Here is an 18,084-nt window from a genome sequence, read left to right on the forward strand (position 1 = left end):
CACATCATCTCCTTTTATTAAATTTCCTATTATATCGTGGGTACTTTTGGCCATTTCCATTTCTATTCTTCCAGCTGTGCTTGTGTGGAACATGGGGATGTCGTTTAGCATTACCGTGATTACTGTAATCGATATCAACACGTGGCTTCCCTTTTTTATCATAAATCCTTTTTTGGTGTGTTCTACCATTTTTTTGTTGAGTTTTTGTTTTAGCTTTCCCTCTATATCCCTTAGGGCCTTTATAAGAAAGATTTGGTGTAGATTTTTTATTTTTGTTATAAGGTCGTTTTTTCGCCAAATAATAACCTATACCTGCTCCAGCTAACATAGTTACACCAGTAAAAATCACTTTTGCACTTATATAAATCCCTAGACCAGCTACAATCGCAAAATGCCCATTAGGGTCAACATTCATCACCGGATTATTGTCCGCGTAAGTATATCCATTCATGGTCAATGGATCGTCTTCGTCCCCTGGATCAGGATCAAGAGAGGTAAAAACTCCATGTGCCGGATGATAATACCGTGCCATTAAATAATACTGTTGGATTTCAGCATCGTACGTATATCCGGCATAACCATAAGGATTGCTTTTCGCTAGTTCCGTTTTTGCTTCACTGGTTAGAACGTTTCCCCACGCATCGTAAGTGTAACTGGCTACTTGCTGGCCGTTTTCGTCCGTCAATGCAACCACATCACCATGCCCATTGTAATGATAGTATACCGTGTTTTTCCCACTCTTCATAGCTAAGCGAATATTGTCATCAGAGTAGATATAATGACGTAAAACTTGCCCATTCGTATCTGTTTCATACAGCACATCAATGCTATCACCATCATAATGGTAGTTTGTTATCTGTCCATTAACCTTCTTAGACAATCGTCGGTTGTCCTCGTCGTAAGTGTATGTGATAAATGGTTGGTTTTCTCCCTTTTTCGTCACCCCTACCAAGCGATCCGCTTGATCCCAAGCGTAGTTATATTTTTCATCACTTAGACGATTCCCATTTGCATTATAGGTTAGTGCTTGACCATTGAAGCTAATCAACTGGTTTCCGGTATTAAAAGCTGCTTGATGAGTTGTGTTGTTGATAGTTACACTTCCGATTGCACAACCGATTTCCATTTAAAAACTGCTTCAGAAATATTCTGAACTTCCGCTGATTTTACAACTTCAGGCTCACTTGACACATTAAATAAGATTCCACCTATCAAAGCAAGTGAGATCATACAAAGAACAGCGAATGTAATGATTTTTTTCAAATCTATAGTCCAAAAGCATTGAAGTGGTTTCCGCTTTATACAAAGAAAGTCGAAGAGAAATTACCCTCTTCGACTTTTCTGCTTGGAATGAAATTGAAAGGTCATTCAAAACAGCATAATCCATTGGTTGAAAATTAGGCAAATCCGTTTATCTTTCAAGCTTTTCAACACAACCTCAAAAACCTTGATCAGAATAGATACTTGTTAATTTTTTTAATTTCTTTTTTGTTATATATAATCCCGAAACAAATCTCTGTTGAAGATCTAGATTATTGATATTTGATACCCAAATAAAATCATAGTTATTCTGAAAATCTTCTATACTATTTTTTAACTTTTCAGACTTTATACTTAAAAGGAATATATCTTCAAAGACTGTGTCCATATATAGGAATCTATCAAAATTTTCAGAGAATATCATAAAAGGATACATTGTATCATTTGTATAATTCCCCAAGAAATTTTTTAACAATTTTTTATCGAAAAAACACTTTTTACTATATTTAAAGAAGTAATCATCATAATAAACATAAATATTTTCTTCAGTTTTAAAAATCAATTTTAATATCTTATTTCTATCTGCAATTGAAATATTTGAATCACCAAAAAAATTATAAAATTTTTCTTGTTGGAAAAATTTTGAATACATATCTTTTTTTAGATTAAATAATTTATTAAGGTTTTCTCTTATATACTCATAATCTGTCATATTACCACATACGGACTCTAATGATAACGCTACCAACAATCCCTTTTCTAAAATAATTCTTCTTTCCCTGCACTATTCTCTCTCCCTAAACATTATCCTTCTAAATTGAGTGTTAAGCCAGAAGGTCAATTAAATATAATTTAATTGCATATAAATTGTCAATACATTTTTTAACAATGTAAATACAAGACTTTCTACTACGAAAATTGATTATAATAGCATGCTCGAAGAAAGTTTAGTGCTAGTTAGAAAATAATAGCTAAAATTATACTGCAAACAAGCGGATCTGTTTTTGAAGCAATTAAAGCTCTTGAAACGATAAATTATGTCTCCAGACTAAACGTTTGAAGAGTTCTTTAGGAAAAAAGGTCAAAAACTTTTAAGTTTCTGACCCTTTTTTATTCCCTGAATAGTCTACAAAATATGAAATTTTCAACTATTCTTATTTATGGCATTTTTTCTTTCAATTATAAGATTGGAAAAGTATTCGGTTTGCTTTTTGGTCTTTAAAGAGTTTACTGCATGATTAACTAATTTTTCTACAGCCACTTCCCCATACTCTTCTTTTATAAAATTTATAAAAGGAATACTAGGCCTGTAAGCCCGTGCTAATACGTTCTGAGAATATTTAATCTCTTCTACTTTTAAATACCCTTTATTTAATAAGCTTCTTATCACAGCAGCAGTCGTATTTTTGTTTAGTTCTGGAAGTCTTTCTAATAGTTCGTGTTTAGTTAAAGCCTGATTGAATTCATAAAAATAGTAAAGAATTTGATATTCTGATTTGCTTAATTCTAACATGATAGCCCCTTAACTTTTTTTCGATTATTCTCTATTTGTAAAATATAAAAACGACCACTAGCCAATACACATATTTGATAATATCTATTATAATCCATTGTACCTTGCCATTAGTTGCTTGGGTAGAAAAAAACAACTTATACATATGAAGTTAATGACACTGCTGCTGATAAAGATCACTATAGCCAAACAGTTAAGATTACAACGATTAAAAGTGTATATAGAGCTAACATTTATAACCACGCCTACCACTTTTTCATTATAAAAAAACTTTATGTATAATACGATTGCTGAAGCAAGCTATCATCAAATTAACGCTTAAAAAACATTGAATTTGGTAGAGATGAGTAGACTCTATCAAATAGATTTTCTGAAACAGTTGAAAAGAAATTATATTATTTTAAGTATTAAAAGCATATCGTTTTCTACGAATATTTAAATAACTAAGAAGACGATATGCTATTTGAATGACTATACAAAACAATAAGATTTATTTTCTATTTGAGTTTTAAATTCTATGTTCTCTAATTTATTATCCTTTATTCTATAAACTTTATCGCAGAGTTTATTTATATCTTCTTTATTATGACTAGCTATTAATATAGTAGCTCCTTTAGTAGCTATTTTCTTAAATAAAGAACGCATTTTTTCAACACTTTCCTCATCTAAAGCATTCATAGGTTCATCCAATAAAATTACTTCTTGTTTTTCCATAATTGCTTGAGCAATCCCAAGTTTTTTCTTCATTCCTAAAGAGTAATGTTTAACTTTTTCATCTTTTCTATCGATTAGTCCTACTTCTTTTAGTACTTCAAATATATCTGCATCTGATATCTCATTTTTAATACTAGAAAGTAATTTAAGATTTTCAAATCCCGTAATATCTTCTAAAAAAGGTGGTTCCTCTATAAGTACCCCTAATTTATCAGGTAGTGCATTATTTCTCGTTATATTAATACCATTCACAGATATATTTCCTTTATCTGGAATAATAAATCCAGAAATAAGTTTAAATAATACACTTTTTCCAGATCCATTTTCACCAACGATACCAATTATCTCTTTAGCTTGACACTGGAAATATAAATCTTCGAAAATGATATGCTTCTTAAATTTCATACTCACATTGTCTAATTGTATTACACTTTCTATAGTTTTCACTAATATCACTCCACTCCTAATTTCTTCAGATTAAACAAATTTAGATATCCTATGATTAAATTTTGTATACTAAACCATAAAAGATTTGGCACTAATGATTCTTTTTCCAATAAGAATAAATTAGTTCTGTAAACAGTTAAAATTCCTGTGTTAAGAAATAAAAAATGATTTTTTCCAAAAATGAAAAATGAATATATATAAATTATCAGTAGAAAAACAATGATTCCAAACGCTAATGTCTCTTTTCTTAACTGAGCTTTAACCAGAATAAAAATGTTTATAAGACTAAAACTAGTAAGCATATTTAATAGGCAAAATAGCATTGTTTCTTTTGAAATTAATAAGAAAAAAATTTCGGATAGGCTGCTATTGAAAAGCGTAAAAGCAGATAAATAAACCACAAGAATAGTAACTGCTATTCCCCAATATAGTACGGATAGAATTAAAGAAAAGAAAATAGAGTTATAATACAAATTACATCGACTCTTAAGTCTGATAATGGCTAGATACAAATAGGAATTGTTACTAAAACTAGACGCTGCCGAAAATCCATAAACATAGGTTAGATGTAATACTAAAAATCTTATAATTGTTAAAAAAGAAAAATCTTGGTAGGGAATACCGTTAATGATTGACTTATAAATTAAATCTGGTTGATCACCGACATCTATTAATGTAGAAATATAAATAATTAAAATTAATATAATGCTTGATGCGATAAATTTTTTGCCATTTAATTGTGCGAAATAGATTCTTTGAAACCGTAAATTGCTATGCATTTTAATCTCCTAGTTTAGTATTTTTGTATAGTATATATAGAGATGAATAGTTAGCTACTAAAAGGGATAGCCAATACAAAAAACTTATAGAAATTGAAATAAACTGGCCATTTGCTCTTTCAAAATAAATCAAATAATGATTAATAGGCATCATAATTTTAATTAAGCTATTTGTAGGTGATTTAAAAAAGTAAGCTTGCAGCCCAATCATTCCAAATATAATTAAAAAGCTAATTCCTTTCTTTTTTAGTAACACAAACAAAAAATTAAATAAATTCCCAATAGTCAATAAGTATAAAAAGAAAAATAGAAAGGCAAGCCCTGTTTGAAATACGGGAGAATAATTAGTATTTGGTATAGCTTGAAACGTATTTTTAAAAAAAGTAACTAATTCTTGACTCCAACTATTATTAAATCTCAACTCATAGATTCCTAATACTGAACTTATGAAGAAAATCCCAGCCATATAATAAAAAGTAACTTTCAAAACTAAATTGATATCTGAAATAAATAGAAATTTTCTATTAGGTATCCTACTAAGATAAAGATAATTATTAAGGTTAAATGAAAACTGCGAATTTATTATGATTAAATAAAGCAGTGGAAAAGCAAAAATTGTGGAATAAAGATTTTGAAAGTTATAAAGTAACCACATGAAAAAATTTCTAGTTGGTGTTTCCAAAAAAAATTGATAGTAAGAAAAACAAATTATTATTAATAATAAACTTACAAAGAATATAATATGACGATTATTTTTAGATAATCTTATAGCTTCTATTCTTCGAATCATATGTTTAAATTTCCTTTTGCGATTTTTTTATAGCCCACAAAGAAAGTCGATATAAGTAGGAATGCTAACTGCAAAGATACTAAATAGCCATTTGTGGCTGTATTTGAAGTTAAATCAAATGTTGTAACTGGTTCATATTTATCAAATCCCATAAAAGGGAAAATAAAAGATGGTAAAAAATATACGATTAAAGGAAAAAACACACATATATATCGATTTTTAAAGTAGAAAGAAGAAACTAAACCAATGTTGGCATATATAAATCCAAAAATACTGCTATTTACTATAATGACAACAGCATAAAACAATTGATTTTTTGAAAAAATGCTAGAAAATGCTCCTCCTATTACCCCTACATATGCATTAGAATAGTCAGGAAATATTAGTAAATTTATTATTAGTAACAATGTCAATGGGAAGAATAAAGATAGAAAACCAGATAAACCCACACTAATAAATTTTTTAAAGAAATAATCTTCTTTCGATTCTCTAACAAATATTGCTGTAGTCATATTATTCTGAAAATCATTTATAAAAGAATCGGCCATTGGTAAAGCCGCTAACAACGGAGCCAATAAAGGGAGTATTGAGGAAGTGCTTAAACTAAATCCAGAAAAGAAAATAGTTAAACCTTTCTCCATTTCGATAAGCAATATGTTACCAGCTATTCCTATTACAATACTCACAATTGATAAAACTATTGAAAAAACAAATAATTTTGATTTTAGCACTAACTTCAATTCGTAGTGTATATATTTCATTATTAAATCCCCTTTAGCAAAAAATCTGGCGCTATCATATATTTTAATTTACAAATTATTTTTCGTCTGGACTCCAACTTCCTTGAGCAGCAACTTTAACGGTAGTTGTTACAGGAGTTGCAATTCCAAGTGAAGTGTTGCTACCGTTATAAGAAGAACCGCCACCAGAGTAACTAAGTGTAATTCGGTCCCCAGACCCCATATTGTAAGATGGGGTTATATTTGAACTATCCTTTTTTAAACGAATAGAGGTATTGATTCTTTTATTACCACCTATTGCAGAGTTATTATGAACACCTTTCCCTGCAGACTCTTTCTTCAATGAACCAGTAACGATTGCGCCTTGTCTAGGAATCGTTACATCATAGGTTGAAATACTTCTTGCGAAAGAAGGAATTACAAAACCAAAGAAAGATGCGATTATACCAATTGTCAAAACTAGTCTAATTTTTTTCAAAATAATATTCTCCTTTTATTGATAGCGCCATAATTAACTTTATCATTTATATAAACCTATATCAATAATTTTTTAAATTATACAGTCTTTTGACAAACAAATTATAGCTTAAAAATAAAATTAGAAATATTAAATTATTGATTTTTCTTAAAATTATTCCAGTAAAGTTTCAATTTAATCCCACCGATTTATTGTCCAGCTGATACCATGCTTCACCACCACTAGACCATATATCTAATGGTTAAATATTGTATCTCTCACCTTATTTTTTTAAATCATAGAAGTATTAATCAGTAAACAAAATATAGATCTAAGCAATAATTCACTACTCCTCTCTGGATAATCTGCCATCAAATCACATTTTACTATTGATTTCTCATTGGACAAAATTAACCAACGAGCGAAGTTTTCCATCATTTGCAAGTGCTAATAATTTTACGATTTTCTTTTTGGCTTTTTCATCCATTGGATCTCACCTTTTGTCTGATTTTAGTTTACCACGTATTGGATAACGGTTTCACTGATAAGTGATAGCACTTCAATAAAATAGAAAATAAAGTGCAGTCACTTTCTAAGCTCAGGAATCTCAAATCCCGCTTTTTCTTGCTCAAGCAACATATCTAAAGCGATACACATTAATTTCGATTCACTTTTCTTGTACTTGGTGTTCAAGTGCTTCAGTCCCTGCTTCCTCTTTTCATTAAGCGTTACAGGAAGACGTGTGTTTCCTTTTGCAATGGTCATAACTCGCTCTCCTTCATTGAAACGATCAAAGATTTAATCAAAGACGCAGCGAGCGTGTAACCACACTCGCCGCAGCTTTGAACGGACTCTTTTCTACTGATTGTTTTTCATGACTTCCTTTGCTTCTTCTGTAAGGGGAAAGACTTTTGCAACAGCCATGCCACAAGGAATTGCCCCTACAGCTTCCTCACAAATGACACCAGCTTCTATCAGTACATCTTCAATGCCCGTATTTTCAGACCACCCTTTGATTGCGACGAAATCTTGTTTGATTCCGACACTCGTGTTCACCGTAGCCGTAGCAAGCAGCTCTTCTTCAGACTGACCTCTTCTTTTCTTAACCAGTTGAATCGCTACATTGTTATTATCTTCATAGTGATCAAATGTCACAATACATTTTTTCTTATTTAAAACGGCGTTCATAGTTTCTCCTCCTAAAGATAAGGAGTTACAAGGCAAAACCCTGATTATTCAGTGATTTCTTCTTTTAATTGATCCGCAAGTTTTGTAAGCTTTGCAGCGTTATCGAATCGCATTCTTTCTATAGAAGATTTCTTGTGCATCAAATCAGAGACAGTCATTGCTTTGACTTCGGATCTATTCTTGATTTCAGTGATCGAGTGACCGCTTTTAAATAGCAGCCATTCAATTTTTTCTTTATCTGCATACATATTTTTTCCTCCTGAAAGGAGTGTGACAATTAAAGCTTGCCACTACTCGCAATTATGGTATATTTTGAGTAGTAGCGTCCCGTGAAAGGATTTGTTACTGTGCATTTATTCTGTTCCCAGCAGAATAAATGCTTTTTTTGTTCCGTCTATTTTTAATAAAACCCCTCCTTAACCTAAATAAAATAACGGTATACCGTATATTTATTATATCACGGCATACCGTTCTTTTCAAGAACTATCTATAATTTTTTACCTTTCGCTAAAGCGATCAAAAGCCGTCGTATCGTTTATTTCGAAGTGCTTTGCTATGAAATAAATGACTGATACAGTAACCGAATTTCCAGCTTGTTTGTACAGCTGACTATTCGAAGTTTCTTGATCGTATCTGCAGTTATAGTGATCAAGCCCGTTACTGATTATTTCTTCAGCAATCTGCCTACTACCGAATTTCGCTGACAAAAAGGTCCAATCAGGAAACAACTGCAGTCGCCAACATTCAAGTGGTGTTAGTTTCCGGATCTGAAAAACATCGGTTACTACGGCTTGCTGATCACTTGTAACGTGGGTATATTTGCTTGCTGATTTCCCACACGTCCCCAACGTTTTGTAGATTTAGGATAAATGAAATTGATACTATCGGCTGGTAGTACTGCAGTATAGCCTTTTTTCGTGGCTGCTTTCACCAGTATTTTGGGTTTGTGGCCGCCACCACTCATGGTGGTAAGTGTAGGGCATAGCCATCTACGGAATGGATCGCTGCAGCTGATCGATAGGAACCATCGATCGACCCTGCCACGATAATTCCGTGACGATCTTGTGTGGTTAAGATAAACATCGGTGTTTCATTTTCCTTCATTCTACGGCCGTTTTGGCGAATAGTGGCTTTATCTGGCATTAGGATCGGAATCGCAATTTTATTTCCTTCCCCTTTGTTTGTGGTGATCGTAGGACTAAGTCCTGAAGCATCATATACTTGGCCATTCATTCCTCCACCGCTTGGATTGACGTTGCCAACAACGATTTGTTTCGGTGTTTTGTAGTCCGTTGCGGTCAAAGTCCCCATCAGACCATCTGTATATTACGTTCTTTCTCGTGTAAATCGACTTAAATCATTCGCTGCATGTGACGCCAGCTAAATGGATCCTTCCTGATTTTTGATCAACTGATCCTTCTTCTCTTGTGATAGGAAAATCTTTTTGGTACCTGCTCCTCTAAGATGTCCGATAATAAATAAACGCTCTCTGTTTTGGGCGACAAACTCTTTGCTTTTAAACAGTTGCCATTCCACGTCATACCCCAATTCATCCAAGGTTCGGAGGATTGTCTCAAACGTAGCCCCTCGTTCATGGTTGAGAAGTCCTTTGACGTTTTCAAGGTATAAAAGCTTAGGTCGCAAGGTAGATGCTAAGCGTGCATTATCAAAAAAGAGAGTTGCTCTAGTATCTGAAAAACCCTTTCTTTTTCCAGCAAGGCTGAAAGCTTGGCACGGAAATCCTCCCGCGATAATGTTCACACGTCCGATTCCTCGAATAAATTCATCTGAAAATTTTGTGATATCATACATTTCTACCTCCTGTTTTGTGTCAGGAATTGATTGATAACTTTTTCTGGCATGGCCATCGATCTCACAATACCCAACACATCGGTAGCCAGCTTGTTCCATCCCTAAACGAAATCCTTCGATTCCTGAAAAAGATCTAAAAAGGTGCCTTTATTTTCTGTTGTACCATTTTCCATTGTTCACTCAGTTTCTTCATGCGCATGAAAGGTATTTCAAGTACCTGATGGATTAAGAATACCGAGAAAATGGATGGTTAAATTGCGGAAAAATGGTGGTACTTAGACCTTTTTAAAGAAAGAAAAGCGATCTTTTTTGCCCTCCACCTTCCAGCTGCTCCCCACCACTTAGGAGGACAAAAAATAGACGTGCAAAGCACGTCTGTAGCGTCAATGATTGATATCTTACTGAAATCTTGCTATAATTACTGTGTAAAGAGGAGTTGCGTCAACAACTCCCCTACAGCACCGTTTAAGACGGTGGCAAGTTTTATATTATTTTAGTAATCAGTCAACTCGCCAAAGTTTAGTGACTGGTTACTTTTTTTGTCGTTTTTTGCTGCAGTTAGGATGCCAAAGATAATCGTTGCGATTAAAGAACCGAAACTAATCATTAGCCCTAATGCTTCAGCTACAGACAAAAGGCTTCTCCTTTCTAAAGAGTTAGCACTTACTTTCATAAGCACCACCACCTTTCAAAAGATAGCCACCGTCACAAACTTTACTGTCCTACTATTATACCAAAAATCCACGTTAAAAACCGATAGTTATCAAGGTTTTTAGCGTTTTTTCATGCGATAAGAACGGTCTAAGTAAAGGGATTTTTTTCTAGTTTCATTGGTTAAAGGAACCATCCATTCGTCTTGTCCCGCATTGAAAGATCCCTTTTATTTCAACATCCGAAGAACACGCACCTGCACCATTTTTCTCTGACCTTACCTCAAGAAATCCCCACTCCTCACCTTTCCTCCTCCCAAGACAGCTCATCCAAGATCCTAATCAACTTTTGAACCTCTTGATTCAACATCGCACTCTTTAAATAGGCATATTGAATATAAAAAATTTCCTTATCTTCAGGGACTAGCGGTATTTTCACTAAGCCTTCCATTTCTTGAAACACAGGAAATTCCGTCATCAAGGTAATGCCGATATTGGAACTGACCAGCTGGCCAATCGTCTGAACGTCTGAAAAATAAAAGGGGACTTCCGGCTTCTTCTTTGATTTCTCACTTAAATTCTGAAAGGCGCGCATGTGGGTATAGCCTTTTTCCAATAGGATAAAGGGATATTCGGCAGCTTCTTCAAATGAGATTTCCTTTTTCTTAGCTAATGGATTTTCTTTTGACACAAAAATAAAAAACTCTTGCTGATGCAATAATTTCACCTGCAGATTCGGGTGGACGAGGGGATTGACACTGCCCAGCAAGCTAAAATCGATTTTTCCTGACAATAGTTTTGAAAGCAATTCATTGGATCCCCCAGATACCAAGTGAAATTTCGAAATAAAGCGGATGATCTCTTTTTCATCTAAGAGTTTTGAAAAGACTTTGGAACGAATGATCGGTGGCAGGCCGATGTGGGTGCGGTTGTTTTTGGCATGGTCGATGGCTCTGTCTAAGGTCACAAATTCATCTAAGATATATTGCGCATGAGCCTTCAAAATTTCCCCTTCCGTGGTCAATGAGATGGAGCGATGTGAGGCTTCTCGCACGATCAAATCACAGCCATAATGCTCTTCCAAGCGTTTGACAGCGTAGCTGACGGTTGGTTGACTGACCGCAAATTTATGCGCCACTTGGGTAAAAGAAAGCATCTCTGCCAAAGCGTTAAAGTATTCTAAATCTCGTATATTCATCGTCTGATTCCTCCCTTAACCGGTTTAAACTAGCAGCGGTTTTGTTATAAATAATTTTTATTATACCACCGATAGTTGACTATAATTCTGTCCGAGGATTAAAGTAGCTAATGGAAATGAACGAGTACTCAAAATACACCTATCGGAGGAACATAATGAAAGCACATGACATTTTAAATAACCCATTTTCAAACAAAGGAACTGCGTTTACACAAGAAGAACGGAAAGAACTAGGATTGATCGGTTTATTGCCCCCTCACGTGCAAACGATCGAAGAACAAGCAGAACAAGCCTATTTGCAATATGTCACCAAAGAATCAGACATTGAAAAACGTCACTTTTTAATGGAGATCTTTAATACCAATCGGACATTGTTCTACTATTTGTTCAACCAACATATCGTTGAATTCAATCCGATCGTCTACGATCCAACGATTGCTGATACCATTGAAAATTACAGCCGCCTATTTGTGGATCCTCAATATGCAGCATACTTAGATATCAATCATCCAGAGAACATCGAAGAAACGTTGAAAAATGCCGCTGGCGATCGAGACATTCGCTTGATCGTAGCCACTGACGCTGAAGGGATTCTTGGGATTGGTGACTGGGGTGTCCAAGGTGTCGATATTTCTGTCGGTAAATTGATGATTTATACAGCAGCTGCTGGGATCGACCCTGCTTCTGTTTTACCAATCGTGATCGACGCCGGTACCAACCGTAAAGAATTGTTAGAGGATCATTTGTATCTAGGCAATCGTCAAGAACGTGTCTACGGTGATGCCTACTACCAATTCATCGATCAATTTGTTCAAACGGCAGAATCATTGTTCCCTAAACTTTACTTGCATTGGGAAGACTTTGGCCGTTCAAATGCTGCAACGATTTTGGACAAATACAAACAAACAATTCCAACTTTTAACGATGACATCCAAGGAACGGGAATCGTTGTACTTGGCGGTATCTTCGGTGCACTGGATATTACAGGTGAAAAATTAACGGATCAAGTCTACTTATGTTATGGCGGTGGTTCCGCTGGTGCCGGGATTGCCAGTCGAGTCCATGCGGAAATGGTCAGCGAAGGTCTTTCAGAAGAAGAAGCCTACAATCATTTCTTTATGGTTGACAAACAAGGGCTTTTGTTCGATGATATGTCCGATTTGACTCCTGCACAAAAACCATTTGCCAAAAAACGGGCTGACTTTGCCAATGCTGGCGATATGACGCAATTGATCAATGTCATTAAAGTCGCAAAACCAACGATTTTGGTCGGTACTTCAACCAATGCGGGTGCCTTTACCAAAGAAGTTGTGGAAGCGATGTGTGAAAACACTGCTCGTCCAGTGATTTTCCCTATCTCGAATCCAACCAAAAAATTAGAAGCAACGGCTGAACAAGTAATCGAATGGTCTGATGGAAAAGCCTTTGTAGCAACCGGTGTCCCTTCAGGAACGATCCAATACAAAGGGGTCGACTACCAAATCGGTCAAGCAAACAACGCCTTGATCTATCCTGGTCTAGGGTTAGGTATGTTGGCTTCAGAAGCCTCTCTCTTGACCGACGAAATGATTGGTGCCGCTGCTCACTCATTAAGTGGTTTGGTTGATTTGAGCCAACCCGGTGCACCTGTTCTCCCACCATTTGAATACGTTGCGGACGTTTCTATCAAAGTGGCTGAAGCAGTTGCCAATAAAGCCAAAGAGCAAGGACTAGCCCAAGCGCAAGAAACCGATATGGCAAAAGCTGTCCAAAATCTTAAATGGTATCCAACATACTAGGAAGGTCTGAAAAATGAATAAATTAAAAACGATGACGATTTCGGGAATTAGTCTTCCCTTGTATCTCTTTTTCATGGTTGTCATATTCAGTGCGATTGCCTTAGACAAGTTGCCATTAAATATGGTCGGGATCACCATTTTACTGGTTGCCTTAGGACACCTGCTGTATTTCATTGGGGAAAAACTCCCTATCATGAATTCTTATCTTGGCGGTGGGTCAGTTTTTACCCTGCTTGGTGCCACCCTTTTGGCCTCCTTCCATCTCGTTCCCACGAAAGTCATTGACGCGGTCAGTGACTTCATGGGGGGCGGTTTTGGTTTTCTTGATTTCTATATTGCCGCTTTGATTTGCGGCTCGATTTTAGGTATGAACCGCAATTTGTTGGTGAAGGCTTCTACGAAATTCATTCCTGTTGCTTTGATCACCATGGTAGTAGGCTTTTTCTCCGTCGGCCTTGTCGGTATGCTGCTAGGCAATGGATTCGCTGATTCGGTGATGTATGTGTCTCTACCAATGATGTCTGGCGGGATGGGGGCGGGAATCACCCCACTTTCACAAATTTATGCTGATGGCTTGGCAAACGGCAATCAAGCCGCCATCTTTTCTCAACTAGCGCCAGCAGTTACTTTCGGGAATATTCTTGCCATTATTGGTGCTTTATTTATCGCAAAGGCCTTTGCTAAAACCAAATACAATGGCCATGGCACCCTAATCAATGCCACGAAAGAAGAATTAGAAAAACCAAAAATAACGCTTGATGCCCAACAAATCGGGGTCGGGATGCTGTTTTCCTTTTCACTGTTGGTCGTTGGTGCGATTTTAAGCGACTTTTTCCCTAAAATTCACGAGTATGCCTTTATGATCGTGATTGTCTTTATTCTGAAAGCCTTGAATATTGTCCCTAAGAAACTCGAAGATTCTGTGGTGATATTCAACAATGTTGTAATGACGAATTTGACCCACGCGGTTTTGGCGGGGATTGGTTTGGCATTGATCGATCTGTCAACACTGGCCTCTGCCTTTACTTGGCAATTTGTCGTGCTTTGCCTAACCAGTGTCGTATCTATGGGGGCTGCCAGCTGGTTCTTCGGGATGGTATTAGGGATGTACCCCGTTGAAACCGCAATTGGCGCCGGTATGATCAACAACTCGATGGGGGGAACAGGTAATATCGCTGTATTGTCTGCCTCTGATAGAATGGAAATGATTGCTTTTGCCCAAATGGCCAACCGTTTATGCGGTGCGATCGTGCTGATTCTAGGTGGAATCTTGATCCGTTTCTTCTATTCTTGATCTAAAACAAAAAACAGGTGCTGCTACGCATGATGCATAGCAGCACCTGTTTTTGCATTCTTCAAACGAATTCGTCCAATTGGTTGCACGAATCGAACAAAGATTCAGCCATTCACTCATAAAAGAGCCAAAAAGAGCAGTGCCACCGCACTGCTCTTGCTTTACTGATTCATTCAAGGGTTACAGCTTCTTAAACAAGGTTGGTGCTTGATCTGGAGACCAAGTGGTGTCCCCGTAATTTGAGTGGGTGTTAATCACGACATAATTGCTGCCTTTATGGCTCACGATTTCACCACTTGTATACACTTCTGGTGCAGAGAAAGTACCTAGTTTCCACACACGGTATTCTGACTCCCCGCCTCCAGGTGTTTCCGTTTCTTCTTTGGCATTGGTTTTCACGCTCAGCTGGTTACTGAAAGCGGATTGTTCGCCCGTTTTGCTGATTGCTTTGATTTGGTAATTGTAGGTTGTATCCGCTGCTAGATTCGTGTCTTCATAGGTTGTCCCTGTGGCTGTAGCAATTTTGACGCCATTGCGGTAAACGTCATATCCAGCGATCCCATTTGTATGAGTCGATGCTTGCCACATTAAGGAAACGCTGCTGTCTGTCACGCTCATTTGATGCAGGTTGCCTGGTGTCGAAGGTGTTTCGACTTGATTGTCTGCTGAGGTAGTCACTTTCACTGCAGCACTTTTTTCTGAAACTAACGCAGTAAAGCCGACTGCTTCTACTTGATAGCTATAGGTTGTGTTGGCTTTTAATTGTGTGTCGGTAAAAGTTGGCTCAGTAGTCGTTGCCACTAAGGCACCATCGCGATACACGTTGTATTCTTTCGCATCGGTTTGACCGTTCCATGCTAAAGCCACCGTGCTGCTAGTCACTCGTTCTGAGCGGACATTTGCTGGTGCTGCTGGTTTTTCGGGAATGACCGTTGAGCCGGAAACGTTGACGTCGATCACGTTATAAAAGGCATTTGGCGTATCTGCGACATCCCAGACCGCTAAAATGACATGGTAACCGAGACGATTTTCTGGAATAGTAATGGTATGGCTTGGGCTATTGCTGGCAGCCGAACCATCGTGATTCACAGTAGCGATCAATTCCAAGCTATCTCTTGAAAGTGGCGCGTTTTGATCCCAACCTGGTTTCGTGATATAGTAATGCCATTTTGTGGTCTTGTGAGGCGCTGTATAATGCCAATTGACCCGCAATGGTCCTTGATTGATGTCTTGTTTGGTCCAACGATTGGTTCCTTGTTCATCAAGAACAAAGTCCCCGATTTGTCCGAGTCCACCATCTGCCGAAGCGATGCGACCATCTACTGGTCCTGCTTCTGGAAAGCCTTTTTTCGTTTCCAATGATTGTGGGTTTGAAATGACATTGCCATATTTCTCAAACGCAGCGCTCCACCCTAACGTATTGCGATCCAAAGACCCTTGATAGCCCCGACTGACCGGTGATTCCACATAACCATGAGCAAATACCTGTTTCCCCGTGAAGAACAAGGTCCCTCCAAGTAAGATTGCCACCCCGACCGACCATTTTACCAATGCGTTTTTCATACTCTGCCTCCTAAAATTTTTTATCATCGAATAAACCAATCCTATCCGTTTATTCCTTGATTCCGATTCATTGAAAAGCAAACCCTACATTTATAAATAGTTTATTTATATATGTATGATAAACGACTTAATCATTATAAGATTATAATGACTAGTTTTCCGTCCTTTCAGTTAGAAATACAAAAAAACTTGAAACGATTCTCCTCCTAATCACTTAAGAGGATTCGTTCCAAGTTTCTTTCTTTATAGACGATCTTTTTTAGGAAAAAACAGCCGCTTATTTCCCGTTTTCTTTCACATAGTCAGAGGATTGCGCGCCTGCTTGGCGACCAAAGACCATAATGTCGGCTACAGCATTGCCGCCGATTCGATTTTGTCCGTGGATACCGCCGGTCACTTCACCTGCTGCATACAAGCCAGTGATTGGTGTGCCATCTTCTTTCAACACTTGGGTCTTCGTATTGATCTTGACGCCGCCCATTGTATGGTGGATCCCAGGTGCAATTTGAATCGCATAGAATGGCCCTTCCGTCAAATCATAGTCCATCGCCGTTTCACGACCGAAATCTTTGTCGGCTTTGTCTGCCACTGCTTGGTTCCATGTATCTAAAGTTTTCTTCAAGGTTGCTGGATCGACATCGATTTTTTCAGCTAACGCTTCGATGGTGTCAGCTTCTACCACTACACCTTGTTCTTTGTAGTAATCGACTTGTTTGGCTCTACCTGCTAACGCATTGTCAAAAATCAAGTAGGCATAGCTTTCTGGCAGATCTGTGATGGCAGCTGAAACATTGTCGCGGGTTTCTAATTCATTGTAGAAACGTTCTCCTTGTTGGTTCACCAAAATGGCGCCTTCTCCACGAACGGTTTCACTGATCAACATACCTGTATCTTGAACCACTGTTGGATGGACTTGGATTTGATCCATATCAACCGTTGCGCCGCCTAATTCTTCGATCATCTTGATACCATCGCCTGTACTTCCTTCAGAAGTCGTGCTGACATAGCCTTTCAGATCTGGACGATATTTTTCGATCAGTTCTTTGTTGGAGCCAAAACCACCAGTAGTAACAACCACTGCATCACCAGCGATTTCTTTTTCTTCGCCATTGATTTTCACGTTGACGCCAGTGACTTTGCCGTCTGTTTCATTGATTTTTGTCACATCAGCATTTACAAATAAAGGAATTTCTTGCTCATGAATGTTTCTCAACAGGCCATCCACCAAATACGTACCGACTGCTGAACCGTCGTGAGGACGATGGATCCGTTTTACACTGGCACCGCCGCTGTAACTGATATTGTCTAAAGTGATCCCCATTGAATCCAACCATTCAATCGCTGAAGCAGAGTTGTCTACTAAATAATGTAGCAATTCTTGATCGTTGGTTCCTTTACCACCTTTAAGGGTATCTTCAAAAAATTGTTCATTCGAATCTTCAATGCCTTGGGCTTCTTGGAATTTGGTTTCTGATGCGTTCATTCCGCCAGAAGATTTCAAGGTATTTCCGCCTGCGATCGGCATTTTTTCTAAAATGACTGGATTCATTCCAGCATCTTTAGCCGACAAGGCTGCTGCCATCCCTGCACCGCCAGCACCAACGATGACGATATCATATTGATCTTTTAACTCTGCTGGATCGGTATACTCTTGTTGGGAAGCACCTGAAGTGACTTCACTTTCTGAAGAAGAGCTTGCCGCACTGCTGCTGGCTTTTGTTCCGCCATCGGCACCACATGCACTAAGCAACAATAATGAGGCTGCCCCAATCACCCATTTTGACCATCCACTTTTTTTCATTTGTTTCCCTCCGTTTTTCTTTTTGCCCTTTTCTCCTCACTGATCCCCGTCATATATGATGAGAAAAGAAGCATTTTTCTTGCGAACCCTGCTTAACTTG

19 protein-coding genes and 2 pseudogenes are annotated in these 18,084 nt (G+C 37.3%); 3 read left to right on the forward strand and 18 right to left on the reverse strand.

What is annotated here, in order from left to right:
- Window positions 1-4: 4 nt before the first annotated feature.
- On the reverse strand, window positions 5-1,126 hold the full coding sequence (locus tag IGJ26_RS15760; RefSeq protein ID WP_086316667.1) for an RHS repeat domain-containing protein: 1,122 nt from the start codon (window positions 1,124-1,126) through the stop codon (window positions 5-7).
- Between the two features lie 148 nt (window positions 1,127-1,274).
- Between IGJ26_RS15760 and IGJ26_RS15765 the strand changes: the two are divergent.
- Window positions 1,275-1,382 (forward strand): annotated as a pseudogene (locus IGJ26_RS15765) (IS6 family transposase); the annotation flags it as partial.
- A 56-nt stretch (window positions 1,383-1,438) separates the two neighbouring features.
- Here IGJ26_RS15765 and IGJ26_RS15770 read toward each other — a convergent pair.
- From IGJ26_RS15770 to IGJ26_RS15840, 15 genes and pseudogenes are all read right to left on the reverse strand, one after another.
- Entirely contained in the window at window positions 1,439-1,972 is a 534-nt protein-coding gene (locus IGJ26_RS15770; protein WP_016612636.1) for a hypothetical protein, read from the reverse strand.
- Window positions 1,973-2,404: 432 nt separating this feature from the next.
- Complete coding sequence (locus IGJ26_RS15775) at window positions 2,405-2,773, reverse strand: BlaI/MecI/CopY family transcriptional regulator (RefSeq protein WP_005233113.1); 369 nt, start codon at window positions 2,771-2,773, stop codon at window positions 2,405-2,407.
- A gap of 471 nt (window positions 2,774-3,244) precedes the next feature.
- On the reverse strand, window positions 3,245-3,925 hold the full coding sequence (locus IGJ26_RS15780; RefSeq protein WP_430600012.1) for an ABC transporter ATP-binding protein: 681 nt from the start codon (window positions 3,923-3,925) through the stop codon (window positions 3,245-3,247).
- 14 nt (window positions 3,926-3,939) lie between these two features.
- Window positions 3,940-4,713, reverse strand: a complete 774-nt coding sequence (locus IGJ26_RS15785) for a hypothetical protein (protein ID WP_005233111.1) — start codon at window positions 4,711-4,713, stop codon at window positions 3,940-3,942.
- Between the two features lies 1 nt (window position 4,714).
- Entirely contained in the window at window positions 4,715-5,503 is a 789-nt protein-coding gene (locus IGJ26_RS15790) for a hypothetical protein (RefSeq protein WP_005233110.1), read from the reverse strand.
- Window positions 5,500-6,264 carry a hypothetical protein gene (locus IGJ26_RS15795; RefSeq protein WP_005233108.1) on the reverse strand — a complete coding sequence of 255 codons (765 nt, stop codon included), beginning with the start codon at window positions 6,262-6,264 and terminating at the stop codon, window positions 5,500-5,502. Before IGJ26_RS15795 ends, IGJ26_RS15790 begins: the two co-directional genes overlap by 4 nt.
- A gap of 55 nt (window positions 6,265-6,319) precedes the next feature.
- Window positions 6,320-6,721, reverse strand: a complete 402-nt coding sequence (locus IGJ26_RS15800; RefSeq protein WP_005233107.1) for a hypothetical protein — start codon at window positions 6,719-6,721, stop codon at window positions 6,320-6,322.
- Window positions 6,722-7,285: 564 nt separating this feature from the next.
- Window positions 7,286-7,465 (reverse strand): hypothetical protein, encoded by a 180-nt coding sequence (locus IGJ26_RS15805; protein WP_005233106.1) that lies wholly within the window; start codon window positions 7,463-7,465, stop codon window positions 7,286-7,288.
- A 93-nt stretch (window positions 7,466-7,558) separates the two neighbouring features.
- Entirely contained in the window at window positions 7,559-7,888 is a 330-nt protein-coding gene (locus tag IGJ26_RS15810) for a hypothetical protein (protein ID WP_005233105.1), read from the reverse strand.
- A gap of 44 nt (window positions 7,889-7,932) precedes the next feature.
- Window positions 7,933-8,136 carry a hypothetical protein gene (locus tag IGJ26_RS15815; RefSeq protein WP_005233104.1) on the reverse strand — a complete coding sequence of 68 codons (204 nt, stop codon included), beginning with the start codon at window positions 8,134-8,136 and terminating at the stop codon, window positions 7,933-7,935.
- A gap of 249 nt (window positions 8,137-8,385) precedes the next feature.
- The gene (locus IGJ26_RS15820) at window positions 8,386-8,736 is read right to left on the reverse strand and encodes a DNA cytosine methyltransferase (protein WP_223273059.1); all 351 of its coding nucleotides are present in this window, start codon (window positions 8,734-8,736) and stop codon (window positions 8,386-8,388) included.
- Window positions 8,737-8,848: 112 nt separating this feature from the next.
- Window positions 8,849-9,199, reverse strand: a complete 351-nt coding sequence (locus IGJ26_RS15825) for a hypothetical protein (protein WP_005233100.1) — start codon at window positions 9,197-9,199, stop codon at window positions 8,849-8,851.
- Window positions 9,200-9,321: 122 nt separating this feature from the next.
- Window positions 9,322-9,799: pseudogene (locus IGJ26_RS15830) on the reverse strand (DNA cytosine methyltransferase); the annotation flags it as partial.
- 394 nt (window positions 9,800-10,193) lie between these two features.
- Window positions 10,194-10,373, reverse strand: coding sequence for a putative holin-like toxin (locus tag IGJ26_RS15835; protein ID WP_034872427.1), 180 nt, complete (start codon window positions 10,371-10,373; stop codon window positions 10,194-10,196).
- Window positions 10,374-10,651: 278 nt separating this feature from the next.
- The gene (locus IGJ26_RS15840) at window positions 10,652-11,548 is read right to left on the reverse strand and encodes a LysR family transcriptional regulator (protein ID WP_430599731.1); all 897 of its coding nucleotides are present in this window, start codon (window positions 11,546-11,548) and stop codon (window positions 10,652-10,654) included.
- A gap of 116 nt (window positions 11,549-11,664) precedes the next feature.
- Here IGJ26_RS15840 and IGJ26_RS15845 point away from each other — a divergent pair, with 116 nt between their 5' ends.
- Both IGJ26_RS15845 and IGJ26_RS15850 read left to right on the forward strand, forming a co-directional pair.
- On the forward strand, window positions 11,665-13,326 hold the full coding sequence (locus IGJ26_RS15845; RefSeq protein WP_430599732.1) for a malolactic enzyme: 1,662 nt from the start codon (window positions 11,665-11,667) through the stop codon (window positions 13,324-13,326).
- Between the two features lie 13 nt (window positions 13,327-13,339).
- A complete protein-coding gene (locus IGJ26_RS15850) occupies window positions 13,340-14,620 on the forward strand; it encodes a 2-hydroxycarboxylate transporter family protein (protein ID WP_430599733.1) in 1,281 nt (426 codons plus the stop codon).
- A gap of 180 nt (window positions 14,621-14,800) precedes the next feature.
- Here the strand turns inward: IGJ26_RS15850 and IGJ26_RS15855 are convergent, their stop codons facing one another.
- Window positions 14,801-16,183 (reverse strand): lytic polysaccharide monooxygenase, encoded by a 1,383-nt coding sequence (locus IGJ26_RS15855; RefSeq protein ID WP_176257016.1) that lies wholly within the window; start codon window positions 16,181-16,183, stop codon window positions 14,801-14,803.
- A 277-nt stretch (window positions 16,184-16,460) separates the two neighbouring features.
- Entirely contained in the window at window positions 16,461-17,984 is a 1,524-nt protein-coding gene (locus IGJ26_RS15860; protein WP_430599734.1) for a flavocytochrome c, read from the reverse strand.
- Window positions 17,985-18,084: the final 100 nt, after the last annotated feature.

This window comes from Enterococcus sp. AZ095a (assembly GCF_050546735.1).
GTDB lineage: Bacteria > Bacillota > Bacilli > Lactobacillales > Enterococcaceae > Enterococcus_D > Enterococcus_D entomosocium.